This is a genomic window from Shinella sp. AETb1-6, assembly GCF_009826875.1.
Classification (GTDB): Bacteria; Pseudomonadota; Alphaproteobacteria; order Rhizobiales; family Rhizobiaceae; genus Shinella; species Shinella sumterensis.
In genome coordinates this window covers 12,541-36,197 of record NZ_WUMM01000018.1, presented here as the reverse complement: position 1 = coordinate 36,197, position 23,657 = coordinate 12,541, and the positions used below count along the sequence as shown (strand labels likewise).

General features: G+C 65.9%; 23 protein-coding genes and 2 tRNA genes. 9 read left to right on the top strand and 16 right to left on the bottom strand.

Annotation, left to right across the window (positions count from 1 at the left end):
• From GR158_RS22820 to GR158_RS22810, 3 genes are read right to left on the bottom strand one after another with little or no spacing between them, the layout of a single operon-like run.
• Complete coding sequence (locus tag GR158_RS22820; protein WP_160872715.1) at nucleotides 1-972, bottom strand: ABC transporter permease; 972 nt, start codon at nucleotides 970-972, stop codon at nucleotides 1-3.
• Between the two features lies 1 nt (nucleotide 973).
• Nucleotides 974-2,107, bottom strand: a complete 1,134-nt coding sequence (locus GR158_RS22815) for an ABC transporter permease (RefSeq protein WP_134650451.1) — start codon at nucleotides 2,105-2,107, stop codon at nucleotides 974-976.
• Nucleotides 2,104-3,639, bottom strand: a complete 1,536-nt coding sequence (locus GR158_RS22810; protein ID WP_160872714.1) for an ABC transporter ATP-binding protein — start codon at nucleotides 3,637-3,639, stop codon at nucleotides 2,104-2,106. The genes GR158_RS22815 and GR158_RS22810 overlap by 4 nt, the downstream gene beginning before the upstream one ends.
• Nucleotides 3,640-3,797: 158 nt before the next feature.
• On the opposite strand from GR158_RS22810, the gene GR158_RS22805 reads away from it, so the two are divergent.
• A complete protein-coding gene (locus tag GR158_RS22805) occupies nucleotides 3,798-4,022 on the top strand; it encodes a SlyX family protein (protein ID WP_134650449.1) in 225 nt (74 codons plus the stop codon).
• A gap of 91 nt (nucleotides 4,023-4,113) precedes the next feature.
• On the opposite strand, the gene GR158_RS22800 is transcribed toward GR158_RS22805, so the two are convergent.
• From GR158_RS22800 to GR158_RS22790, 3 genes are all read right to left on the bottom strand, one after another.
• Nucleotides 4,114-5,106: a BMP family protein gene (locus GR158_RS22800; protein ID WP_134650448.1), complete on the bottom strand. Its 993-nt coding sequence runs from the start codon at nucleotides 5,104-5,106 to the stop codon at nucleotides 4,114-4,116.
• A gap of 226 nt (nucleotides 5,107-5,332) precedes the next feature.
• Complete coding sequence (msrA, locus tag GR158_RS22795) at nucleotides 5,333-5,983, bottom strand: peptide-methionine (S)-S-oxide reductase MsrA (protein WP_160872713.1); 651 nt, start codon at nucleotides 5,981-5,983, stop codon at nucleotides 5,333-5,335.
• A 42-nt stretch (nucleotides 5,984-6,025) separates the two neighbouring features.
• A complete protein-coding gene (locus GR158_RS22790; RefSeq protein ID WP_202402406.1) occupies nucleotides 6,026-6,346 on the bottom strand; it encodes a hypothetical protein in 321 nt (106 codons plus the stop codon).
• A 220-nt stretch (nucleotides 6,347-6,566) separates the two neighbouring features.
• Here GR158_RS22790 and GR158_RS22785 point away from each other — a divergent pair.
• Nucleotides 6,567-6,656, top strand: a tRNA-Ser gene (locus GR158_RS22785).
• Between the two features lie 112 nt (nucleotides 6,657-6,768).
• Here the strand turns inward: GR158_RS22785 and GR158_RS22780 are convergent.
• Entirely contained in the window at nucleotides 6,769-7,671 is a 903-nt protein-coding gene (locus GR158_RS22780; protein ID WP_160872712.1) for a hypothetical protein, read from the bottom strand.
• Between the two features lie 230 nt (nucleotides 7,672-7,901).
• Here GR158_RS22780 and GR158_RS22775 point away from each other — a divergent pair, with 230 nt between their 5' ends.
• On the top strand, nucleotides 7,902-8,366 hold the full coding sequence (locus GR158_RS22775) for a DUF3597 domain-containing protein (RefSeq protein WP_134650445.1): 465 nt from the start codon (nucleotides 7,902-7,904) through the stop codon (nucleotides 8,364-8,366).
• Nucleotides 8,367-8,499: 133 nt separating this feature from the next.
• On the opposite strand, the gene GR158_RS22770 is transcribed toward GR158_RS22775, so the two are convergent.
• Nucleotides 8,500-8,703, bottom strand: a complete 204-nt coding sequence (locus tag GR158_RS22770; protein ID WP_134650444.1) for a CsbD family protein — start codon at nucleotides 8,701-8,703, stop codon at nucleotides 8,500-8,502.
• Between the two features lie 178 nt (nucleotides 8,704-8,881).
• Between GR158_RS22770 and GR158_RS22765 the strand changes: the two genes are divergently transcribed.
• On the top strand, nucleotides 8,882-10,051 hold the full coding sequence (locus GR158_RS22765) for a nucleotide sugar dehydrogenase (RefSeq protein WP_160872711.1): 1,170 nt from the start codon (nucleotides 8,882-8,884) through the stop codon (nucleotides 10,049-10,051).
• Nucleotides 10,052-10,103: 52 nt separating this feature from the next.
• On the opposite strand, the gene GR158_RS22760 is transcribed toward GR158_RS22765, so the two are convergent.
• Nucleotides 10,104-11,621 carry an aldehyde dehydrogenase (NADP(+)) gene (locus GR158_RS22760; RefSeq protein WP_160872710.1) on the bottom strand — a complete coding sequence of 506 codons (1,518 nt, stop codon included), beginning with the start codon at nucleotides 11,619-11,621 and terminating at the stop codon, nucleotides 10,104-10,106.
• Between the two features lie 142 nt (nucleotides 11,622-11,763).
• Here GR158_RS22760 and GR158_RS22755 point away from each other — a divergent pair, with 142 nt between their 5' ends.
• Nucleotides 11,764-12,801 carry an Ldh family oxidoreductase gene (locus tag GR158_RS22755; RefSeq protein ID WP_160872709.1) on the top strand — a complete coding sequence of 346 codons (1,038 nt, stop codon included), beginning with the start codon at nucleotides 11,764-11,766 and terminating at the stop codon, nucleotides 12,799-12,801.
• A gap of 109 nt (nucleotides 12,802-12,910) precedes the next feature.
• On the opposite strand, the gene GR158_RS22750 is transcribed toward GR158_RS22755, so the two are convergent.
• The gene (locus GR158_RS22750) at nucleotides 12,911-13,873 is read right to left on the bottom strand and encodes a dihydrodipicolinate synthase family protein (protein WP_134650440.1); all 963 of its coding nucleotides are present in this window, start codon (nucleotides 13,871-13,873) and stop codon (nucleotides 12,911-12,913) included.
• Between the two features lie 116 nt (nucleotides 13,874-13,989).
• On the bottom strand, nucleotides 13,990-14,682 hold the full coding sequence (locus GR158_RS22745) for a GntR family transcriptional regulator (RefSeq protein WP_160872708.1): 693 nt from the start codon (nucleotides 14,680-14,682) through the stop codon (nucleotides 13,990-13,992).
• Nucleotides 14,683-15,017: 335 nt separating this feature from the next.
• Between GR158_RS22745 and GR158_RS22740 the strand changes: the two genes are divergently transcribed.
• Together GR158_RS22740 and GR158_RS22735 are read left to right on the top strand one after the other, a co-directional pair.
• Entirely contained in the window at nucleotides 15,018-15,686 is a 669-nt protein-coding gene (locus GR158_RS22740) for a FadR/GntR family transcriptional regulator (protein ID WP_160872707.1), read from the top strand.
• Nucleotides 15,683-16,948 carry an MFS transporter gene (locus GR158_RS22735; RefSeq protein WP_160872706.1) on the top strand — a complete coding sequence of 422 codons (1,266 nt, stop codon included), beginning with the start codon at nucleotides 15,683-15,685 and terminating at the stop codon, nucleotides 16,946-16,948. Before GR158_RS22740 ends, GR158_RS22735 begins: the two co-directional genes overlap by 4 nt.
• On the opposite strand, the gene GR158_RS22730 is transcribed toward GR158_RS22735, so the two are convergent.
• Nucleotides 16,918-17,616 (bottom strand): 5-formyltetrahydrofolate cyclo-ligase, encoded by a 699-nt coding sequence (locus GR158_RS22730; protein WP_160872705.1) that lies wholly within the window; start codon nucleotides 17,614-17,616, stop codon nucleotides 16,918-16,920. The two genes, GR158_RS22735 and GR158_RS22730, sit on opposite strands and share 31 nt — an antisense overlap.
• Before the next feature lie 370 nt (nucleotides 17,617-17,986).
• On the opposite strand from GR158_RS22730, the gene rnk reads away from it, so the two are divergent.
• Together rnk and GR158_RS22720 are read left to right on the top strand one after the other, a co-directional pair.
• Entirely contained in the window at nucleotides 17,987-18,409 is a 423-nt protein-coding gene (gene rnk / locus GR158_RS22725) for a nucleoside diphosphate kinase regulator (RefSeq protein ID WP_160872704.1), read from the top strand.
• A gap of 157 nt (nucleotides 18,410-18,566) precedes the next feature.
• Nucleotides 18,567-19,076 (top strand): hypothetical protein, encoded by a 510-nt coding sequence (locus GR158_RS22720; RefSeq protein ID WP_160872703.1) that lies wholly within the window; start codon nucleotides 18,567-18,569, stop codon nucleotides 19,074-19,076.
• Nucleotides 19,077-19,088: 12 nt separating this feature from the next.
• On the opposite strand, the gene gdhA is transcribed toward GR158_RS22720, so the two are convergent.
• From gdhA to GR158_RS22700, 4 genes are all read right to left on the bottom strand, one after another.
• On the bottom strand, nucleotides 19,089-20,441 hold the full coding sequence (gene gdhA / locus GR158_RS22715; RefSeq protein ID WP_160872702.1) for an NADP-specific glutamate dehydrogenase: 1,353 nt from the start codon (nucleotides 20,439-20,441) through the stop codon (nucleotides 19,089-19,091).
• Between the two features lie 84 nt (nucleotides 20,442-20,525).
• Nucleotides 20,526-21,677, bottom strand: coding sequence for an HPP family protein (locus tag GR158_RS22710; protein WP_371731775.1), 1,152 nt, complete (start codon nucleotides 21,675-21,677; stop codon nucleotides 20,526-20,528).
• Nucleotides 21,678-21,895: 218 nt separating this feature from the next.
• Nucleotides 21,896-21,982, bottom strand: a tRNA-Leu gene (locus GR158_RS22705).
• Between the two features lie 103 nt (nucleotides 21,983-22,085).
• Nucleotides 22,086-23,516 (bottom strand): phosphomannomutase, encoded by a 1,431-nt coding sequence (locus GR158_RS22700; RefSeq protein ID WP_160872701.1) that lies wholly within the window; start codon nucleotides 23,514-23,516, stop codon nucleotides 22,086-22,088.
• Nucleotides 23,517-23,657: the final 141 nt, after the last annotated feature.

Below are 23,657 nucleotides of genomic sequence, written 5' to 3'. Positions count from 1 at the left end.
CTAGCGCTCCTTCACATAGGGCACGCCGCCGGCCTTCGGCGGAATGGCCTTGCCGATGAAGCCTGCAAGCAGGATCACGGTGAGGATATAGGGCAGCGCCTGCATCAGCTGTACCGGCACCTTGCCGATCAGCGGGAAGGCATAGCCCTGGTAGCGGATGGCGAAGGCATCGAGGAAGCCGAAGAGCAGGCAGGCGAAGAGGATGTTCTTCGGCCGCCACTTGGCGAAGATCAGCGCGGCCAGCGCGATATAGCCCTTGCCGGCCGTCATGCCCTTGGTGAAGCCGGCGCCCGCGGCAAGCGACAGATAGGCGCCTGCGATGCCGCACAGGATGCCGCAGCAGATGACGCCGCGGTAGCGCAGCCAGATCACCGAGATACCGGCGGTATCGACCGCGCCGGGGTTCTCGCCGACGGCGCGCAGCCGAAGGCCGAAGCGCGTGCGATAGAGGATCCACCAGCTGGTCGGCACCATCAGGAAGGCGAGATAGGTGAGCGGCGAATGGCCGGAGAGCAGGCCGGAATAAAGTGGCCCGAGAATCGGCACGTCGCGCACGGCATCCGCAAACGGCAGGGTGACCGTGCCGAAGCGGCCGTCCGCCGAAAGCGCAGGCGTGCGCCCGCCCTGCCGGAACCATGCCTCGCCCAGGATGACGGTGGATCCGGCCACGACGAAGTTGATGGCGACGCCCGAGACGATCTGGCTGCCGCGCTGGGTGATGGAGGCATAGCCGTGCACCAGCGAGAGCAGAACCGAGACGAGCACGGCGGCGAGCAGGCCCATATAGACCGACTGGCTGATATAGGCGACGCAGCCGGCGGCAAAGGCCGCACCCAGCATCTTGCCCTCGAGCCCGATGTCGAAGATGCCGGCACGCTCGGTGAAGAGGCCGGCGAGCGCCGCCAGGATCAGCGGCGTGGAGAGGCGCACGGTCGATTGCGCCAGTTCGATGAAGACCTGAAAGACATCCATATCAGGCTCCCTTCGTCACGGCGGCGTCGCGCGTCTTCGGCGACAGGCCGAGGATGACGCGGGTGATGGCCGGGCGGAACATGTGCTCCAGCGCGCCGGCAAACAGGATCACCAGGCCCTGGATGATGACGATCATGTCGCGCGAGATCGAGGGCATCTCGAAGGAGATTTCCGCCCCGCCCTGATAGAGCATGCCGAACAGCAGGGCTGCGGGAATGATGCCGGCCGGATGCGAGCGGCCCATCAGTGCCACCGCGATGCCGACGAAGCCCGCGCCCTGCACGAAATCCAGCTGCATGCGGAACTGCTCGCCCATGATCGGGTTCAGCGCCATCATGCCGGCAAGGCCGCCCGAGATCATCATGGCGATGACGATGATCTTCGCCTCCTTGATGCCGGCATAGCGGGCCGCGGCGGGGCTGTGGCCCATCGTGCGCATCTCGTAGCCGAGCCGCGTGCGCCAGATCAGCACCCACACGCCGAAGGCGGCGAGAAGGGCAAGCAGGAAGGAGATGTTGAACGGCGCGGAGCCGACCGAAAGCCCGAAGATCGACATCAGCCAGTCGAGCTTCGGCAGCTGCCCGCCGGCATCGAAGGTGCGGGTCTCCAGCGACATCGAGCCCATCGGCTTGAACACCCGGTTGAGCAGGTAGTTCATCAGGCTCGCGGCGATGAAGTTGAACATGATCGTGGTGATGACGATATGGCTGCCGCGCTTGGCCTGCAGCCAGCCCGGGATCATCGCCCAGAGCGCCCCGAAGAAGGCCGCGCCGACGATGGCGATCGGGAAGACGAGATACCAGGGCAGCGTGCGGTCGAAGGCAAGGCACGCCAGCACCACGCCGATGCCGCCGATATAGGCCTGGCCTTCCCCGCCAATATTGAACAGCCCGCAGTGGAAGGCGACCGCGACGGCAAGGCCGGTGAAGATGAAGGTCGTCGTATAGTAGAGCGTGAAACCGATATATTCGCCGCGGCCGAAGGCGCCGTTCACCATGTGATAGGCAGCCTCCAGCGGGCTTTCGCCGACGATGAGCACGACGAGGCCGGAAATCAGGAAGGCGACGGCGAGGTTTACCAGCGGGATCAGGCCATATTCGGCCCAACCGGGCAGCTTCGCATAGGGAACACTCATTCCGCGGCCTCCTTGCGGCCTTCCACACCGGCCATCAGCAGGCCGAGTTCACCCTCGGTCGCATCGGGCGCGCGCTCGCCCACCACCCGGCCGGCAAACATCACGAGGATACGGTCCGACAGCGCGCGGATCTCGTCCAGTTCGACGGAGACGAGCAGCACGGCCTTGCCCTGGTCGCGCATCTCGATGATGCGCTTGTGAATGAATTCGATGGCGCCGACATCCACGCCGCGCGTCGGCTGGCCGATGATCAGCACATCGGGATTGCGCTCCATCTCGCGCGCCAGCACGATCTTCTGCTGGTTGCCCCCCGAGAAGTTGGCGGTCTTCAGCCGCGGGTTCGGCGGGCGGATGTCGTAGGCGGCGATCTTCGCCTCGGCATCGGCGCGGATGGCGTCGACATCGAGCAGCATGCCCCTGCGGTATTTCGCATCGTCGTGATAGCCGAGAATGGCGTTCTCGCTTTCCTCGAATTTCAGCACGAGCCCGACATGGTGCCGGTCCTCCGGCACATGGGCCAGGCCGCGCCGGCGCAGGTCCGCCGGGTCGGCATTGCCCGTCACGTCGATTTCCCTGCCGTTCAGCAGGACCGTGCCCGACGTCGCGCGGCGGATGCCGGAAATCGCCTCCAGCAGTTCGGACTGGCCGTTGCCGGCCACACCCGCGATGCCGACGATCTCGCCCGCGCGGATGTCGAAGGACACGTCGTCCACCATCGTCACGCCGCGGCTGTCGCGCACCGTCAGGTTCTTCACCGAAAGCTTAACGTCGGCGGGCTTGGCCTCGCCCTTCTCGACGCGCAGCAGAACCCGGCGGCCAACCATCAGCTCGGCCAGTTCCTCGACGGAGGTCTCCTTCGTCGTGCGCGTCGCCACCATCTCGCCGCGGCGCATGACGGACACCTCGTCGGTGATCGCCATGATCTCGCGCAGCTTGTGGGTGATGAGCAGGACGGTCTTTCCCTCGTCCTTCAGCTGGCCGAGGATACGGAACAGATGATCGGCCTCGGCCGGCGTCAGCACGCCGGTCGGTTCGTCCAGGATGAGGATATCGGCCTTGCGGTAGAGCGCCTTCAGGATCTCCACGCGCTGCTGGATGCCGACCGGCAGTTCCTCGATCACCGCGTCGGGATCGACCTCCAGCGCATATTCCTTTTCCAGCCGCTTCAGCTCGGCGCGCGCCTTGGTGATGCCGGCATTGAGGATCTGGCTTTCCTCGGCGCCGAGCATGATGTTTTCCAGCACCGTGAAGTTCTCCACCAGCATGAAATGCTGGTGCACCATGCCGATGCCGGCGGCGATCGCCGCATTGGGGTCACGGATCTTGATCGTCTTGCCGTCGATGACGATGTCGCCGCGGTCGGCCTGGTAGAAGCCGTAGAGGATCGACATGAGGGTGGATTTGCCGGCGCCGTTTTCACCGATGATCCCGTGAATGGTGCCTTTGCGGACCTTCAGGTTGATGTTCCGGTTGGCATGGACGAGGCCGAAGCTCTTGTCGATGCCCTTCAGTTCGATTGCCAGTTCGCTCATTGACGATCCACTCTGACGGGGATTTCAGGCCGGCGGGCCGTTGTTCGGCCTGCCGTGTCGCAGTCTTGTTGCTTCCGCAGCGCTTGTCCAGTGCGATTGCGGCGCGGTGGCCTGCCCGCTATAGCTCGTGCCGGCCGCATGAAGCCGAGAGGACAGCCATGACCGATCTTTCCGACGACACCGCCGATGCACGCATCGCCCGCCTGGAAGAGCATGTCGCCCACCAGGCCCATACGATCGAGGAACTCTCCGACCAGCTCGCCGAGCAATGGCGTGTGGTCGAGCAGATCCGGACGAAGCTCGACCGCCTGACGGAGCGCTTTCTCATGCTGGAGGAAGGGTCGCGCGAGGCCCCGGCCATCACCCGCCCGCCGCATTACTGAGCGGGCAGCGCCGACGCGGTTTGCGGAAAAAGGGTCATGCCCGGAAACGGAATCGGCCCGTCTGCTTGGCGCAAACGGGCCGTCCGATACCTTAGTAGGGGCAGGTCTCGTCCGACATGTAGTCGTGGACCTTCACCGTGCCGGCGATGATGTCGGCGCGCGCCTTGTCGATGGCGGCCTTCATTTCCGGGGTGACGAGCGAGGCGTTGTTGTCGTCCAGGGCCACGTCGACGCCGTTCTCCTTCAGGCCGAGCACGTTGATGCCGGGCTGGAACTTGTCGTCCTTGGCCGACATGAAGGCGTCGTAGACGGCGACGTCCACGCGCTTGACCATCGAGGTCAGCACCTTGCCCGGATGCAGGCCGTTCTGGTTGGAATCCACGCCGATGCCGAGCTTGCCCGCGTCGGCCGCAGCCTGCAGGACGCCCACGCCCGTGCCGCCGGCGGCGTGGTAGACCACGTCGGAGCCCTGGTCGAACTGCGACTTGGCGATTTCACCGCCCTTGACCGGATCGTTCCAGGCGTCCGGCGTCGTGCCGGTATAGGCTTCGAGCACGTTGTAGTCGGCGCCCAGCGACTTGGCGCCGCCGATATAGCCGCAGGCGAACTTGTGGATCAGCGGAATGTCCATGCCGCCGACGAAGGAGACGGTCTTCGACTTGGAGGCCATGCCCGCCATGATGCCGGCGAGCCACGAGCCTTCCTCTTCCTTGAAGACGACCGAGCGCACGTTCGGCTTGTCGACGACCATGTCGATGATGGCGAACTTCGTGTCGGGATACTCGGCTGCGACCTTCTCAAGCTGCGCGGCCCAGGAGAAACCGGCCATCACGATCGGATTGTTGCCGTCGCCGGCGAAGCGGCGAAGCGCCTGCTCGCGCTGGGCGTCGTTGGCGATTTCGAATTCGCGGTATTCGATGCCGGTCTCGGTCTTGAACTTTTCCGCGCCGTTATAGGCCGCTTCGTTGAAGGATTTGTCGAACTTGCCGCCGAGATCGTAGATGATCGCGGGCTTGATGTCTGCGGCAAGCGCGCTCGCCGACATGGCAGCGGTGGCAAGAAGGGTGAGAAGGGTTTTTTTCATTGTGCAGCCCTGTTCGCTATTGATCTTATAGGGATCTTCCGGGCTGCGCCTCACGCAGCGCGCACCGAAGTCACCGACCCTTTCCCTTGGGTCAGGCTGGCGGCATCCTTGCACGGCGTTTGGAAAAATTCACCAGAAATTTTTCAACTGGTAAAATATCGTCCGCCGCCAACAGTCGTTTCGACCCGTTGGCGGCGGCGTGTGGAGAGGTCAGGTCTGGCGGCTCTCAACCGATGGCGCAGGCCACCCCGGTGCCGCGCAGGCCGCAGTAACCGCCCGGATTCTTGGCGAGATACTGCTGGTGCTCCTCCTCTGCGAAGTAGAGCGGGCCCGCCTTGGCGATCTCGGTCGTGATGCGGTCGCGCCGCCCGGCGGCGTCGAGCGCCGTCTGGTAGGCGTCGCGGGCCTGGCGCGCGATGGCGAGGTCCGCCTCGTCGTCGAGATAGATCGCCGAGCGGTAGGTCGTGCCGACATCGTTGCCCTGGCGCATGCCCTGGGTGGGGTCATGCGCCTCGAAGAACGCCTTCAGGAGGGTCTGGAGCGAGACTTCGGCGGGGTCGTAGACGACGAGCACCACTTCCGTATGCCCGGTCAGGCCCGTCGTGGTTTCGCGATAGGTCGGGTTGGGCGTGAAACCGCCGGCATAGCCGACGGCGGTCACCCACACGCCGGGGATCTGCCAGAGCAGGCGCTCCGCGCCCCAGAAGCAGCCCATGCCGAGCAGCACGGTCTTGTACCCCGCGGGATAGGGCCCCTTGAGCGGCCGTCCGTTGACGAAATGGGTGGCGGCTGTGGGAATGGCGTTCTCGCGGCCGGGCAGGGCTGCCTCCGGCGCGGGCATGACGGTCTTCTTGCTGAACATGTCGATATTGAACATGGTGGCCTCCTGGCCGGGCCGCTTTCGTCGCGGCGGTTGGTGTCAGGCGGTGAAGCGGCCGGCAATCGGCGGCCGCCTGTAGGCGATGATCCAGAAGAACAGCGACACGGCGAGCAGCACGGCAAAGGCCGGCTGCGACAGCACCCACATCGCCGCCGGATCCCAGACATAGGGATGGAGATGGCGCATGATGCCATCGGCGACAAGGGCGATCGTATCGGGGCTCGCGGTGCTCCAGGCAACGGCGAGCGGCGTCAGCACGGGTTCGGAGGCCGACACGGACTGGATCGCATCGATCGTGCCCGCCATGACGGCAACCACGAGGGCAAACAGGCTGATCGCCTTCAGGATGAACCGTATCATCGACCTTCTCCGCGCGCGGTTTGCGCACCGCTTCTCCGGCTTCCATAGATAAGAAGGCGACGGGCCCTGCGCAATCCCTCGGGCTTTGGCGAAGAACCTTCAAAAATCTGTCAGAAAGCGGTTGATCCCTCGTCAAACCTCGGTATATATCGCGCCGTCTCGCAGAGCTTGAAAAGGCCGAAGCGACCCGCGCCGGACTGACCGTCGGCGACGAGCGGACGGACAGGTGGCCGAGTGGTTGAAGGCGCACGCCTGGAACGCGTGTATAGGGGAAACTCTATCGAGGGTTCGAATCCCTCTCTGTCCGCCATTTTCCGTCCATAGCCCTCTTTACTGCGATCGTAGCCGCCCCCGCTGACCGGGTGCGAAAGCAAGCCGCGTCGTGTGCGCCTCTCCAAGTCCGGCGGGATGGGCGCGGTCGTTCAGGCGAGGGCGGCCCGGACGATGGCGCGATCCCTCTGGCGTTCCGTCGCCGTCAAGCGAAAGGCACGTTGCATCCGCAACGGTTCCGTATCCTCGATCCTGCGGGCCAAGGCCCGATCTTCCCGGTCGGCCCAAGCCCACAGGCGCATCAGCCGGCCGTCGGTCACGATCCGCCGAAGAGCGTCCAGTGCGAGCCGGTCCAAGGCGCCGATACCGTTGCGCAGCAAGGGTTCGTCGGTGGCATCGTCCAGAACGTAGTAGGCGGCCTCATCAACGAGATGCTCATGGATCGTGAGATCGACCAGGACGGCCCGCGCCCGGGTCGAGTTCGCTCGTGCCAACCAGGAAAACAGATCGAAGGGGTCGACCCTGAGCATCAGGAGCGCTTCGACGATGCGTGCGGAAATATAGCTGTCCATGTCCCGGTTCGATTTGCGCATCACACGTTCGAACGGCGCGGGATCGCCGCCATCAAACCAGTTCGACGCGACGCTGCAGAACAGGGCGCGCAGGCCATCCTGTTCCTCCTTCGGCCAGCGCCAGAGCCCCAGCCGCATGGCGCCTTCCATCGGAAAATAATCATTCTCAAAGTTCAGGAATGTCAATTCCAGCCCGCGGGGCAGCCAATGCAGGAACGTGTCGCGGCCACCGGAGCAGTTCGGATGTTCGAAGTAGATCTGCGCGAAGCTTTCGAGGGTGGCGCGACGCGGATCGCCCGCATCTCGCGTTCGCGCCTCCTCCTCGGGCGTAAAACATTGGCGGCACCAGCCCCAGTTGGGACGGTATCGGGAGAAAATCTCGTAGAGGTGCGAGAGGCAGCGACCGGCATCGGGAGGATTGCGATCGAAGCGATACAGGGTTTGCTCGACCCGGCGTTCTGATGGCAGTTGAAGATGCTTCAAGGAGCGGGCGTCCCGAGCGCACGATGGATCACGGCATAAGGCGATGAAACGTTCATTTGTTCTCCGCACAGACGCATCGCCTGCTTTCTGCCGATGATCGCTCAAAAGCGGATTGATCGCAAACCAACCATGAAATCCATCGCCTGCGACCTGACGCCTTGTCGCGGATGGGTGACCGCTATACTTCTTTCAAACGCCTCATGAGGAGGTCGAAGACGGAAGGAACCGCCATGGGAATTTTCAGCTCCATCAAGGAAAAGCTTTTCGGCAAGGCAGCACAGCCGGCCGCAGTCGAAACCGCATCGACGACGACGATCGGGGGCGCCGGCGTGGCGCCGGCGACCGCGGATGTTTCGGCCACGCCTTCTTTGAAGGACGACGCCACCGGCACGCTCGGGGGTACGCCCGCGGCCACGCCGCAATCGGTCCAGGCGGGCAATGTCGACGTGGCCGCCATTCTCGATGATGCGGTCGCCAAGAATGGCCAGAAGCTGGATTGGCGCCGCTCGATCGTCGATCTGATGAAGGCGCTCGGCATGGACGCGAGCCTCGCCGAGCGCAAGGAGCTCGCCGACGAACTCGGCTACACCGGCGACAAGGGCGACTCGGCTGCGATGAACATGTGGCTCCACAAGGCGCTCTTGAAGGCGCTCGCCGACAACGGCGGCAAGGTGCCCGCCGAACTGCTCGACTGAGACGCGTACGCATCAGCCACTCGCCCCCTAGGGCGGGTGGTGTCGGACAAAACGATGTCCGCTCCGCCGACGGCAAAAAACCGCTCACCCCTTGGGTGAGCGGTCAAATGTGCTGAACATGATCGGAACGGGATTACCAGGTCTGGCGGCCGTACCAGTCGTCAATGTCCTTCTTGGTCTGATCCTTGGCGTAGCCGTAACGCTCCTGGATCTTGCCTTCCAGCTGGTCGCGCTTGCCGTCGATGACGTCGAGATCGTCGTCCGTGAGCTTGCCCCACTGTTCCTTGATCTTGCCCTTGACCTGCTTCCAGTTACCTTCGACGCGATTCCAGTCCATTTTTCTCTCCCTTTTAGGATCGTGATGGGAAGGAAATGCGCAGGACGCGATTTTGATCCATCGTGCCGATGCGATCTGCCATCTGGCTGTAATCATCGCCGTCTATATCCCGCCCATGGCAGCCGCGCCGCCTTTCCGGTGGCCCGCTTGCTCAACGGTCGCGCCGACGGGATAGCCCATGGTCAATATTGCGGTCGCCGGCATCGGTTATGTCGGTCTTTCCAACGCCGTGCTGCTGGCGCAGCACAACGGCGTGGTCGCCTATGACATCACCGGCGAGCGGGTCGACAGCGTGAATGCCGGCATCTCGCCGGTGGCGGACGCCGAGATCGAGGATTACCTGCGGACGAAGCCGCTCCACCTGCGCGCCACCACGGACAAGACGGAGGCGTTTGCGGAGGCGGATTTCGTCGTCGTCGCAACGCCCACCAATTACGACCCCGACTATAATTACTTCGATACGACGAGCGTCGAGGCCGTCATCGAGGATGTCAGGCAGGTGAACACGCAGGCCACCATCGTCATCAAGTCGACCATTCCCGTCGGCTATACACAGTGGCTGCGCGCGGCCCGTGGCGATGAGAAAATCCTGTTTTCACCGGAATTCCTGCGCGAGGGCAGGGCGCTCTACGACAACCTGCATCCCTCGCGCATCGTCGTGGGCGCGGATACGCCGGAGGCGCACCAGTTTGCCGGGCTGCTACGGCAGGGCGCCGTGCGGGACGATGTCCCGGTGCTGTTTACCGGCCCGGGCGAGGCCGAGGCGATCAAGCTTTTCGCCAACACCTATCTCGCCATGCGCGTCGCCTATTTCAACGAACTCGATTCCTATGCCATGACGCATGGCATCGATACGCGCGCGATCATCGAGGGCGTCGGGCTCGATCCGCGCATCGGCCAGCACTACAACAATCCCTCCTTCGGCTATGGCGGTTACTGCCTGCCCAAGGATACGCGCCAGCTGCTCTCCAACTTCAGCAATGTGCCGCAGAACCTGATCCGCGCCATCGTGGATGCCAATGCGACACGCAAGGATTTCCTTGCCGACGACATCGCCGCCCGCGACCCTGGTGTGGTCGGCGTCTACCGGCTGGCGATGAAGACGGGATCGGACAATTTCCGCGAATCCTCGGTCCAGGGCATCATGCAGCGCCTCACGGCGCGCGGCATTCCCGTGATCGTCTATGAGCCGGATTTTCCAGGCGAAACGGTCTTCCGCCACGAGATCGTGCGTGACCTGGAGGCCTTCAAGCAGCGCGCCGATATCATCATTGCCAACCGCCACGCCGACGATCTCGGTGATGTCGCCGGCAAGGTCTACACCCGCGACGTCTTCGGCCGCGACTGACCGGCCGGGACGCACGGGCCGCGAGCGGCCCGTGCGTCCTGTCGTCATTCCGTTAGTCGGCGAAATCTTCCGGCAGCAGGCCTTCGGGCATGTTCTGGTAGGAGACCGGCCGCAGGAAGCGGCGGATCGACATCGTGCCGACGCTGGTCGCGCCGAAATTGGTCGACGCCGGATAAGGCCCGCCATGCACCATGGAATCCACCACCTCGACGCCGGTCGGGAAGCCGTTGACCAGCACGCGGCCGGCCTTGCGCTCCAAGATCGGGCGCAGGCGCCTGGCATCGTCGAGATCGCCGGCATCCATATGGATGGTCGCCGTCAGCTGGCCCTCGAACTTGCGCGCCAGCGTCTCCATCTCGTCGACCGAGCCGACGCGCACGACGAGACCGAGCGGGCCGAACACCTCTTCGGAGAGCGCGTGGTCGGCCAGGAAATGGTCGCCGGAGATTTCGAACAGGTTCGGCAGCGCCTCACGGCCGGTGGATTCGGTGGTCAGCAGCGGCTTCACCGTGTTGCGGCTTTCGAAACGCGCCTGGCCGTCGTGATAGGCCTTGGCGATGCCGTCCGTCAGCATGGTCTGCGCGCCGACTTTCGAAAGGGCCTCAACGGCGGCGGCGGTGAAGCGGTCGGCATCGGGGCCGTCGGTGACGACGGCGATGCCCGGATTGGTGCAGAACTGGCCCGCACCCATGGTGAGCGAGCCCGCCCAGCCCTGGCCGAGCCCTTCCGCCCGCGCCTTGAGCGCTTCGGGCAGCAGGAACATCGGGTTGACGGAGCCGAGCTCGCCGAAGAAGGGGATCGGCTCGGGGCGGGCGGCGCACAGGTTGAACAGCGCGCGGCCGCCGGCAAGCGAGCCGGTGAAGCCGACGGCCTTGATGAGCGGGTGCTGTACCACGGCCTCGCCGACCTGGCGGTTGCCGCCCTGGATCAGCGAGAAGACGCCCGGATGAACGCCGGTCTTCCGGATGGCGGCCAGCACGGCCTCCGCGACGATCTCGCCGGTGCCGGGATGGGCCGAATGACCCTTGACCACGACGGGGCAACCGGCGGCCAGCGCGGCCGCGGTGTCGCCGCCGGCGGTGGAGAAGGCGAGCGGGAAGTTCGAGGCGCCGAACACCGCCACCGGGCCGATCGGCCGCTGGATCAGGCGGATTTCGGGACGCGGCGCCGGCTGGCGATCGGGCAGGGCGGCGTCGAAGCGGCGGTCGAGATAATCGCCCTTCTCGATATGATCGGCAAAGAGCCGCAGCTGGCCGGTCGTGCGGCCGCGTTCACCCTGCAGGCGCGCCACCGGCAGGCCGGTTTCCTGCGTGCCGATCTCGGTGATGGCATCCGCGCGCGCCTCGATCTCGTCGGCGATGGCGCGCAGGAAGGCGGCGCGCGTGGCGCGCGAGGAATAGCCGTAGCTGAGGAACGCCTCTTCGGCGGCCTCGGCGGCGCGGTTCACCAGCTCGACCGTGCCCACGGCGAAATCGTAGGAGGGGCCATGCGCCGGTGTGGAGGCGAAGGTGCCGTTGCCGTCGAGCCATTGTCCGGCCACGAGGTGTTTGCCGTTGGGAGTGAAAGCCATTTTGGGTACCTTTCTCACGGGAAGGGGATAGCCGTCGCAAAACCGCGCGGGGCGAATTGAACTTGTCGGGGGGTTCTATACGCTGTGGGCACAAATGTTCAATCGCTTACCCGTCGTAATAGCCAGCCTTGAAGAGATGATGATGACACAAGACACCCACCTGACGATCGCCGCCCTGCATGCCCGCGTGGAAGCCATCTTCCGCCGCGCGGGCCTCAACGAGCGGCAGGCGGGGGCGCTTTCCCGTGTCATCGTGGCCGGCGAACGGGATGCCTGCAAGTCGCACGGCATCTACCGCATCGAAGGCGCGCTGCGCACCGTCAAGGCCGGCAAGGTCAAGCCGGATGCCGTGCCGGTCCTCGATGCCAACGAGGGGTCGGCCATCGTGAAGGTCAATGCCGACGGCGGCTTCGCCAACACCGCCTTCGAACTGGGCCTGCCGGTGCTTGCCGAGCGCACCCGCGCGCTCGGCATCGCAGCACTTGTCATCAACGACTGCACGCATTTCTCGGCACTCTGGCCCGAGGTCGAGGCCGTGACGAAGGCGGGGCTTGCCGCGCTCGTCATGTGCCCGAGCTATGCCACCGTCGCGCCGACGGGCGGCACCAGGCCGCTGCTCGGCACCAATCCCTTCGCCTTCGGCTGGCCGCGCAAGGAAGCCGCGCCCTATGTCTTCGACTTCGCGACATCGGTGGCTGCCCGCGGTGAGATCGAGCTGCACCGGCGTGCCGGCAAAAAGCTGCCCGAAGGCTGGGCGATCGATGCCGACGGCAATCCGACGACCGATCCCGAAGCCGCGCTCGCCGGCGCCATGCTGCCCTTCGGCGGCCACAAGGGTTCGGCCATCGGCACGATGATCGAGCTTCTCGGCGCCATCATGATCGGCGATCTCACCAGCCCGGAAGTGCTCGATTATCTCGGCACGACGACGCTCGCGCCCTTCCACGGCGAGCTCATCATCGCCATGTCGCCGGAAGCCTTCGCCAAGGGCCGGCCCGGCGATCCCTTCGCCCGCGCCGAACAGCTCTTCGAAGCCATTGTCGGCGGCGGCGCCCGCCTGCCGTCGCAACGCCGTTTCGCCGCCCGGAAGGTCTCCGAAACCGATGGCATCAAGCTCACCGCCGCCGAAATCGAACAGCTCGACCGTCTGCTGGACAAGGGACTGGACGCCGTCGCGTGATGAAACCGCAATTTCGTTAGCCGGCGAAGGATAACGGAACGCCCCAGGGTGAGATTGCCAACAAAAAAGCCCTCCACGCGGAGGGCTTTTCGGTCATGCGGTTTGCGTCTCAGACCTTGTAGCTCTGCACGGCGCCCGGCAGCTGGCTCCAGGCGGCATACCAGGTGTCGAACAGTTTCAGCTGGCTTTCGACATAGCCGCGCTGGCTTTCCGAGAGCGCGTCGGTCTCGTTGAAGTGCAGCGTGTATTCGGCGTCGCCCTTCAACACCATCATGTGCTTGAAATAGAGCACGAGGTCGGGGCCTTCGTCGAAGGAGGAGAGCACGGCAAGCGCCGATTCCAGCTCCAGCGCACGCTGGCGCGCGTCCGGGTCGCCCTTGGCCGCACCCTGGGCGAGGCTGCACAGATGCAGCACTTCCTTGGGCAGCACGCAGCCGATACCGGTGATCGCGCCGACGGCGCCGCAATTGACGAAGCCGTGGAACACGCAGGTATCGACGCCGATCATCAGCGACACGTCGTCGTCGCGGCTGGTGATCGTCTCGGCCGCATAGCGCATGTCGGCCGCGCCGCCGAATTCCTTGAAGCCGACGAGGTTCTTGTGCTCCTCGCGCAGGGCGAAGAACAGGTCGGCGCGGGTGGCGAAGCCGTAATACGGGCTGTTGTAGATGACAGCCGGCAGATCCGGCGCGGCACTCAGGATGGCCTTGAAGTGGTTCTTCTGCGCGGCGATGACGGAACCGCGCGACAGCACGCGGGGAATGACCATCAGGCCCTGTGCGCCGACCTTCTGCGCATGGGCGGCATGCGCCACGGCCGAGGCGGTGTTGACGGCGCCCGTGCCGACGATGACGGGAATGCCGGCCTTCACCAGCCGCTCCACGCCTTCCATGCGCTGCGCGTCGGTGAGCAGCGGCCAGTCACCCATCGAGCCGCAATAGACCACGGCCGACATGCCCTTGCCGATCAGCTCCTTGCCCTTGCGCACCAGCGCGTCGAAATCCGGCGTGCGGTCGTCCTTGCAGGGCGTCATCAGGGCGGGGATCACGCCGGAAAAAATCTGCGCCTTCATGTCGGTCTCCTCTGGGGCTTTGGGAATGTCGGCAGCGTCCGCGCCGCCGATCATCGTTCTGCAGCGTGATATATCAGTTTGTATTCTATTTGTCGACAGAAAAGATTCGGGCGTGTTTAAAGCGGGATATCGAGCCTGTCGTTGCGGCTGAACAGCGCCTGCACCTGCGCGACGATCGCCTCCGCATGGGTCTTGCCCAGCCGGTCGGCCGCGTCGAGGTCGCGCGCTTCGATGGCGGCGATGATGTCGGCGTGCTCGTCGACGAAGCGTTGCGGGAACTTCTCCTCGTAGGAACGGTAATAGAGGTGCAGCATGCGCCGGGACTCATCGAGCAGGCGGCTGAACAGGCCGGTGAAATAGGGGTTGCGGCCCGCCTCCGCGATGGCGGCGTGGAAAGCGGCGTTGGTGGCGATCATCGCTGACGTGTCGCGCGCGGCCACAGTGGCCGCGTATTCGGCATGCAGGCGGTGAAGGGCCGGAAGGTCCTCGGCGCGGTGGTTCTGCGCGGCCAGCCGCGTCGTCACGCGGTACATCAGCACCAGCGCGTCGAAGAGCGGGCTGAGATTCAGGAAGTCGATGGCCGATACCATGGTCGAGCGGTTCGGCAGCGTCTCGATCAGCCCCTCGCCGGAAAGCCGCACCAGCGCCTCGCGGATCGGCGTGCGCGACATGCCGAAGCGCTCGGCAAGCTGCACCTCGTCGATCGGGCTGCCCGGCGCGAGCTTCAGGTCGAGAATCTCGTCGCGCAGGAGGTCATAGACCATCCTGGCGCCGGAGCCGCGCTTGCGTTCGGAGAGGGTGTCGCTCATCGGGGATATCCTGTTGTCGACAAGACAAATACAGCGCCTGGAGGGTGCCATCAATCGCCGGGGTGCACGAAGCCGCGCGCCGTCGACCGACACGGAGGCGTCACCGCTGGTCGCATGCAATAAGAGCGATCGTTCGTCGCTTGCCACGCAGGGAAGAGAGAGATTTCCCTGCCGGTTATCCTACTCAGTTGCTGGGCGGCGCGGTCCGTATCGCGATGGTTCCCAATATGCCGCTGAAGAGTGCCGCGTGCATAAACGTGCCCGACACCAAAGCCACTTGGCATGATCGCCGAAACCCTCTACTACAAGTCATCTGATGATTTTATGAGTTGACGATGCAGACGATCAGCAAGACGTCCCTCGCGGAGACCGCCGTGCAGGCGATCCGCGCCGAAATCCTCTCCCGTCGCTGGGCGGTGGGCGAAAAGCTTCCCAACGAGGCGACGTTGTGCGCCATGCTGTCCGTCAGCCGCGGCACGGTGCGCGAGGCGGTGCGTGTTCTGGTCTCGCAAGGCTATCTCGAAACGCGGCAGGGCTCGGGCACCTATGTCCTGTCCGTCGCCGATGCCGCGGGCCCGCTGGTCATGGCGCGGCGCGCCGGCCTGCGTGACCAGTTCGAGACGCGGCTTGCGCTCGATACGGAGGCGGCTCGCCTCGCCGCGATCAGGCACGATGCCGCCGATATCGCAAAGCTGCGGGTGCTGCTGGCCGCCCGCGGCCCCTCTGGTGGCGCCGACTTCATCGCACGCGACCTCGCCTTCCATCGCGCCGTCGTCGCGGCCTCGCGCAATAGCGTGCTGATCGGCATGTACGATTTCTTCGCCACGCTGATTGCCGAGACCATCGCGGCGACGCTCGGCGCCGACCTGCCGGAGCCTGATGCGGCGGCCCACGCGGCCATCATCGATGCCATTGCGACCGGCAGCCCTGATGCGGCGGATGCCGCCGTGCGCGCGCTCACGGCGCCCGTCCTTTCCGCCCTCGACCGGCTGCTGCTGTCATGACCGCGCGCCCCGATCCCGGTTCCATCGAGCGCATGGAAGCCGAAGAAGGCGGCGTGCCGTCGCCGGTGGCGCACCGGCCGAAAAGCGGGCTGGCGCGCTTCCTGCTCGGCCTGAGCCTCATGCTCATCGCCTTCAACCTGCGGCCGCTGTTTTCCAGCGCGTCGGCGCTCCTGCCGGAAATCCGCGAGGTGCTCGGCCTGTCGGCCACCGGGGCCAGCCTGCTGACGACGCTGCCCGTCGTCTGCCTCGGCCTCTTCTCGCCGCTGGCGCCGCGTCTTGCGCAACGCATCGGCACGGAGCGCACGCTGCTGGGCGTGGTCGTGCTGCTGGCGCTCGGCACGGCCATGCGCGGCCTCTCCTCCATTCCGCTGCTCTTCCTCGGCACCGCACTTGCCGGCGCCTGCATCGCGGTCGGCAATGTGCTGCTGCCCGGCCTGGTCAAGCGCGATTTTCCCGACAAGGCCGCGCTGATGACGGGCCTCTACACCATGACCATGTGCGCCGGTGCGGCCGGCGCCGCCGGGCTGACACTGCCGATCGAACACGTGCTCGGCGGCTCGCTTCCCGCCGCGCTGGCGGTCTGGGCGCTGCCGGCCCTCGTCGTCAGCCTGCTCTGGCTGCCGCAGGTGGTGATGAGCCGCGGCCAGGCCCGCCGCGCGGCCGTGCGTGTCGAAGGCCTGTGGCGTGATCGTCTCGCCTGGCACGTCACGCTGTTCATGGGCCTGCAATCCGCACTCGCCTATTGCGTCTTCGGCTGGCTGGTGCCGATCCTGCGCGAACGCGGCCTCGATGGCGTGACGGCCGGTGCCGTCGTCTCGGTCTCCGTCATGGTGCAGGCCGTCGCCTGCCTCGTCGCGCCGCATCTTGCGGTGCGCGGACGCGACCAGCGGCTGATCAATGTCGCGCTGTGTGCCGTCGCCGTCATCGCGCTGATCGGCCTGCTTTTCGCGCCGCTGTGGTCCGTCTGGTTCTGGGCGGCGCTGCAGGGCGTCGGGCAGGGCGGGCTGATCGCGGTGGCGCTCACCGTCATCGTTCTGCGCTCGCCCGAACCCATCGTCGCCGCGCATCTCTCCGGCATGGCGCAATGCGTCGGCTATCTGCTTGCGGCCATCGGCCCGCTCGTCGTCGGCCTCATTCGCGGCTGGACGGGCAGCTTTGCCTGGAGCGCCGCGCTCTTCGTGCTGCTGGGCCTGGGCGCGGCCGTCAACGGCTGGTTTGCCGGGCGCGCGCTCTACGTCAAGGCGCGGGTGGTGGAGGCATAGGGCCGCACGATCCCGTTTTCCGTCACGATCACGTCCATCGCAATGTCGTGCGGCTGTGGATGGATCGTCGCGCACCGCGCGCCGCTGTAGCCGACGCCGATGACGCGCGGCCTGCGCGGCAGGGCGGCGAGCGTGCGGTCGAAGAAGCCGCCGCCATAGCCCAGCCGGTAGCAGGCCGGATCATAGCCGACGACGGGCGCGAGCACGATATCGGGAATGACGGGCGCATGCGCGGCGGGGATCGGGATGTTCCACACGCCCCGCTCAAGCGGATCGCCCGGCCGCCAGACATGAAATTCCAGCGGCTGGCCCTTGGCGATCACCACCGGCAGCGCGGTTCGCGCGCCCGAGCCGGCGAGGTTTTGCAGGAGCGGGCGCAGGTCCGGTTCGCCGCGAAACGGCCAGTAGCCGCTGACCACGAGCCCCGCGGCCGCACCGATCTCCGCCAGCACCTGTTCGGCGATCGAGGCCCCGAACGCCGCCCGTGTCTCGGCCGGCACGGCAAGACGCGCGGCGAGCAGCCGGTCCCGCTCGGCCTTGCGCCAGCGGTTGACCTGCGGCCAGTCACGCGGCGCGGCGGGGTCGGGCAGGCCGGCATAGGCCGGGTCGACCTCGTGCAGGAAACAGGCCGGCGAGGCGAGGGAAGCGGGCTTGTCATCGTTATCCATGCTTCATCCCTTTGCGAGAACGCCATCGGGCGAGGATTGCGCGCTTTCGCCCCTTCAGCAAACGAATTCGGCCCTGGCGGCTTCGGATCCGGTTGGCGACAACCACCTCTGCCGCCTTCGACTTGACTTTGCGCCCCTGCTCACCCCATCATATGGACATGATGACGACGCCTTCCATTGCCCGGTTCCTGAAACGGTTGTTTCCTCTCGCAGGACACTAGCCCCTCGGCTCGGTCGCGTCGCGCCCCGGCCGCGGGGCATTGCGGTTCTGTGAATTTGCAGACACCGCACCGATAAAGCGCGACATCATCCCCTTTTTCAGATTTCCGTGTGCCCGCTGGGCCGCGAAGCACCGTGTCGTGAGGTTTCCATGACCGCAAAGACCAAGGGCACCCGCCTGCCCGCCATCACCATCGCGCGTTCCGAACATGCGCGCCTGTCCAATCTCGCCGACATGCTGGCCGAGCGCGATCCGCATTCGGCCGAGCAGCTGGCGACCGAGCTCGACCGCGCAAGGGTCATCGACGATGCGCGCATGGCGCCCGGCATCGTGCGCATGGGCTCCGTCGTCGAATTCCGGATCGACGACGAGCCGCCGCAGACGGCCGAGCTTGTCTTTCCCAAGGATGCCGATATCGCCCGCAAGCGCATCTCCGTGCTGACATCGGTCGGCGCCGCGCTCATCGGCATGTCGGCCGGCCATGCCATCGAATGGGCCGCGCGGGACGGTAAACCGCGCCGCCTCTCGGTCATCGCCGTGCATGACGGCGTGCCGGACGCCCACGCGTCTTAGGATCGCGCAGAACGCCATGAAATTCCTGACTTTTCCCGTATCCGGCCGCATCGGAGGCTGCCTCGTCGCAGGATCGTGACCCCCTGTGCCGTGCGCGGCCAGGGGGCTCTCCACCATGGATATCTGGAACCCGCCTTCCGGGCGGATGGAGAACACGATGAAACGCGAACCGGGAATGCTAGTGGCGCGCGACGCCTATGTGCTGGAAAAGATGGCGCGCGGCCGCCCGCCGCTGACACGGGAATGGCAGGCGCTGCTCGATCGCAAGCTTGCTGGCGCCCGCCTGCCGGAATGTGGCACCGTGCCCCCCGGCCTTGCGATGATCGATGCGCGCGTGACCTTCCACTGCGCAAGCGGGCTCACCGATACGCGCACGCTCTGCCTTCCCGGCACCTATGTGCCCGGTGGCGCCTTCCTGCCGATCACCACCTTTTACGGCCTTGCTTTGCTGGGGCTTCGCGAAGGTGAAAGCATCGCCTTTGCCCGGCCAGAGGGCCGGCGCGACTGGCTCGTGCTGGATCGCGTGCATTTCCAGCCGTCGGCGGATGACGCCGCGCCGGAGCAAAGGCCGGCCTTCCGCCTCGTCTCGGGCGGGCTGGAAGACCGCAGTTTCGTTCCCGCCAACGAAAACGGCCCGGGAGAAGGTCCCGGGCCGTCGGCTGCCTGAAAGGCGAAGCGATCAGATCACGCCCTGCGCGCGCATGGCTTCCGCCACGCGGATGAAGCCCGCGATATTGGCGCCGAGCACGTAGTTGCCCTTGGCGCCATATTCGTCCGCCGTCTCGGCGCAGCGGTCGTGAATACCCTGCATGATCTGGCCAAGGCGCTCGCGGGCCTGCTCGAAGCTCCAGCTGTCGCGGCTGGCATTCTGCTGCATTTCGAGCGCCGACGTGGCGACGCCGCCGGCATTGGCCGCCTTGCCGGGGCCGAACAGCACGCCCGATTCCTGGAAGGCGCGCACGGCTTCCGGCGTGGACGGCATGTTGGCGCCTTCCGCAACCGCGATGACGCCGTTGGCGATCAGCGTCTTGGCGTCCTTGCCGGTCAGCTCGTTCTGCGTGGCGCAGGGCAGCGCCACGTCGCAGGTCACGTCCCAGATCGAACCCTTGCCGGTCGGAATGAAATGCGCCGATTTCTTCACCCGCACATAGTCCGACATGCGCTCGCGGCGCACTTCCTTGATGTCCTTGACGAGATCGAGATCTATGCCCTCGGCGTCATGCACATAGCCGCTGCTGTCGGAGCAGGCGACGACGGTCGCGCCATACTTGATCGCCTGTTCCATGGCGTAGACGGCGACATTGCCGGAGCCGGAGACCGTGACCTTCTTGCGCTCGAAATCCGTGCCGCGGCTTTCGAGCATGGCGCGGGTGAAATAGACCGCGCCGTAGCCGGTCGCCTCCTTGCGCACCAGCGAGCCGCCATAGCTCAGGCCCTTGCCGGTGAAGACGCCGGCCTCGAAGCGGTTGGTGAGGCGCTTGTACTGGCCGAACATCCAGCCGATCTCGCGGCCGCTCACGCCGATGTCTCCGGCCGGCACGTCCGTGTGCTCGCCGAGATGGCGGTGCAGTTCCGTCATGAAGGACTGGCAGAAGCGCATGATCTCGCCTTCCGAGCGCCCCTTCGGGTCGAAGTCCGAGCCGCCCTTGCCGCCGCCGATCGGCAGGCCCGTCAGCGCGTTCTTGAAGATCTGCTCGAAGCCGAGGAACTTGATGATGCCGAGATTGACGGAGGGGTGGAAGCGCAGGCCGCCCTTGTAGGGACCGAGCGCCGAGTTGAACTGCACGCGGAAGCCGCGGTTGATGTGCACCTGTCCCTTGTCGTCCACCCACGGCACGCGAAAGATGATCTGGCGCTCCGGCTCGCAGATGCGCTCGATCAGCGCGTCCTTCAGGTAGTCCGGATGCTTCGTCACGACGAGCCCCAGGCTCTCCAGCACTTCGCGCGCCGCCTGGTGGAATTCCGGTTCGGCCGGGTTGCGCTGTAGAACCTGGGCGAGGATCGGTTCAAGCTTTTCATCGACGGTCGGCATCGCGACGCTCCTTCGTTTCATATTCGCAGTTCTTGGCGGGGCCGGTCCGTCAGGACAGGCCCCGGTGACATCGCTCGGGCATGGTCAGATACCCTGTCCGTGGCCGGCCATCAGGCCGGTGCGTGCGGTGTGGGAGAGGCTTCTGGCCAGGGTGGCGAGAAGATCGGTCTGGGAAACGATGCCGATGACACGCTCCGCATCGTCGATGACGACCACCGCGTGGATCGTGCCGTCCGTCAGGCGCGGCAGGAGGCCAACCGCCGGGTCGGAGGAACGCGCGGTCGCGGCCGCGGTCACGGGAAGCGCCGCCCCGGGCACAGCCGTCGCCAGTTCGCGAAGGCCGACGGTGCCGGCAAGGCGGCTTTCGCCGTCGAGCACAGGCAGGGTGCGGATATCGTGGTCGAGAAGCTTGCGCCGCGCTTCATCCGGCGTGGCGTCGGCATGCACCGTCACCACGTCGCGCGACATGATGTCATCGACGGTCAATTCGCCGTGGCGCCGCGCCAGCGCCTGCCGTTCCACCTCGCGCAGCAGCGCGTCGATATCCGCGCGGCTGACATCGAGCGTCTCGTCGAGGCGCGCGATGGCCGCGTCGATATCGTCGGCCGTGAAGCCGGCCCGCAAAGCCGCGGGCGGGTCTGCCGTTCCATGCGTGTTGACCGGCGTGGCGGCCGGCCGGTGCGGATATTGCCGCCCCGCCAGCCGATGGAACGCCATGCCGATGAGAACGAGGATCAGCGAATTGAGCGCGATCGGAACGAGCGGAAACCAGAAGCCGGCGCGGGTGACCGCCGCGCCCCCGATGACGGCCGTCAGCGCGGCCGCACCACCCGGTGGATGCAGCGAGCGCGTCAGCGACATGACAAGGATGGCAAGGGCGACCGCAAGCCCGATGGCGAGCGCGGGATCGGAAACGAGCGAGGCGATGGCAACGCCCGCGAAGGCGGAGATCGTGTTGCCGCCGACAATCGGCCAGGGCTGGGCGAGCGGGCTGGCGGGCACGGCAAAAAGCAGCACGGCGGATGCGCCGATGGGCGCGACGATCAAGGGCAGGTGCGGGCCGTTGCCCATCGCCATGCCGCAGACGAGGCCGGTCACGCAGATGCCCAGAAGCGCGCCGAGGCAGCCGATCAGCCTTTCCTTCAGCGTGGCGCCGGCCAGAATCGGAGAAAAAAGCCGGATTTTGGACAGAATGCCCGACTTATGGGCATCGTCATGGGGTTTGGCCACGATGATCCTGATCTTTAAAAGGCATATGATTATTTTATAGGCTTATGTGCCTAACGAGGCGGCGATGCAAGCCGGCAATGGCAAGATTCTGCATGGCTGGAAACGAGTGCGCCAAAGTGTCCGCAAGCCCGCCGGCAGCGCTTGCCGCAAAAGCAAAAGGCCCCCGCGAAGCAGGGGCCTTTTCGATGTTTCCGATTGCCGTCAAGGCAACTGAAACAGGGGATTGGTGCCCAGAAGAGGACTCGAACCTCCACACCCTTTCGAGTACCAGCACCTGAAGCTGGCGCGTCTACCAATTCCGCCATCTGGGCGACGGAGAGCGATGTAGAAGGACCGCCCTTCGGTGTCAACAGGCTTTTTGAAGTTTTCGCAACAGCTTGGCGAAAAGCCTGTTTTCATGTGCCGTGCCGGCCTCTAGCGGGCCGCGGCCCAGTCGCGGATGCGCGTCAGACCCGCCTGAAGCAGCCGGGCGGCGGCCGCGTCGTCGCGGGCTTCCACATAGCAGCGCATTTCCGGCGCATTGCCGGACGGGCGCAGGTGGATGATGCTTGCGTCCGCGAGCGTCACCCGCAGCCCGTCGATATCGCTGACGCCGGCGGGCACGCCGATCGGGGCGAGGAAGGCCGCAAGCGCCTCGCCACCGCTGCGCAGTGTCGTCATCAGGGCCGCACTGGTTTCCACGGGGAAGTTTTCCAGCCGGTCGCTGGCCGCCGCGGGAAGCAAAAAGCCGGCCGCAACGGCCGAGAGCGGCTGGCGGCGGCTCTTCGCCAGCGCCAGCACGGCCAGCACCGGCATCAGGCTGTCGCGGGTCGGCAGCGGCGTCAGCGTGCGGCCGTTCACGGTAAACGGCGTCGCGGTCAGCGTGCCGCCGTTGGCCTCGAAACCGACGACGGCGGTTTCGCCCGCCGCCACTGCCTCGTTCATCGCGGCAATGACGAAGGGCGAGCCGACGCGGGTGCGCAGCACGCGCCCGCCGGTTGCGGCCTCGATGCCGGAGTTGGAGGTGACCGGCGTGGCCACGACCGTCGCGCCGAGAAAGCGGCTGGCGATCAGGCCGACGAGATCGCCGCGCAACGGCGTTCCCGTCTCGTCGGTGATAAGCGGCCGGTCGCCGTCGCCATCGGCGGAGACGATGGCGTCGAGGTCGTGCTGCGCCGCCCAGCCCCGCAAAAGGGCGATGGTGTCGGTCGACACCGCTTCGGTATCCACGGGAATGAAGGTCTCGGAGCGCCCGAGCGCCACGACATCGGCGCCATGATGCGCCAGCACCGAAACGAAGAGGTCGCGCGCCACCGTGGAATGTTGGTAGACGCCGATCCTGAGGCCCGAAAGGCTGCCCTCGGGCAGGAGCGCGCGGTTGCGCGCGCCGTAGAGCGCCATGGCGGCGTCATGTGCGTCCGGCGCTGCCTCCTGCGCTGCATCGACGATCGCGCCTTCGGCCCGCAGCGCCTCGGCGGCGGCGTTGATCGCGGCTTCGTCCGCCTTGTCGATCTCGCCGTCCGGCCGGTAGAACTTGATGCCGTTGCGGTCGGCGGGAATGTGCGAGCCCGTCACCATGAGGCTCGCCGCGCCGCGCTTGAGGCCGAGGAGGGCGAGTGCCGGCGTCGGCAGCGTGCCGCAGTCGTAGGGCGCAAGCCCCGCCTTGCGCAGTGCCGCGATGGCGATGGCCGAGATCGCGGGGCTGGAGGCCCGGAAATCCCGCCCGACGAGGATTTCGTCGCCCGGTTCGGCGATTCCGGATCCCAGGAGGTGGCGGGCAAAGGCGGTGGCATAAAGCGCTGTCGCGGGACCCTCCAGATCGACGGAAAGTCCGCGCAGTCCACTGGTGCCGAATTTCAGGCTCATTGCTTACCCCTCCACTTGCGGATCGCGATGGCTGCGATACATCTCGTCATGCCCGCGCGATCACGAATAAAACAAAATGCGTGGCCGTAATGCTAGGCAGGGACGTGACAGGGAAATATCCCGCAAGGATAGTGAGGATCA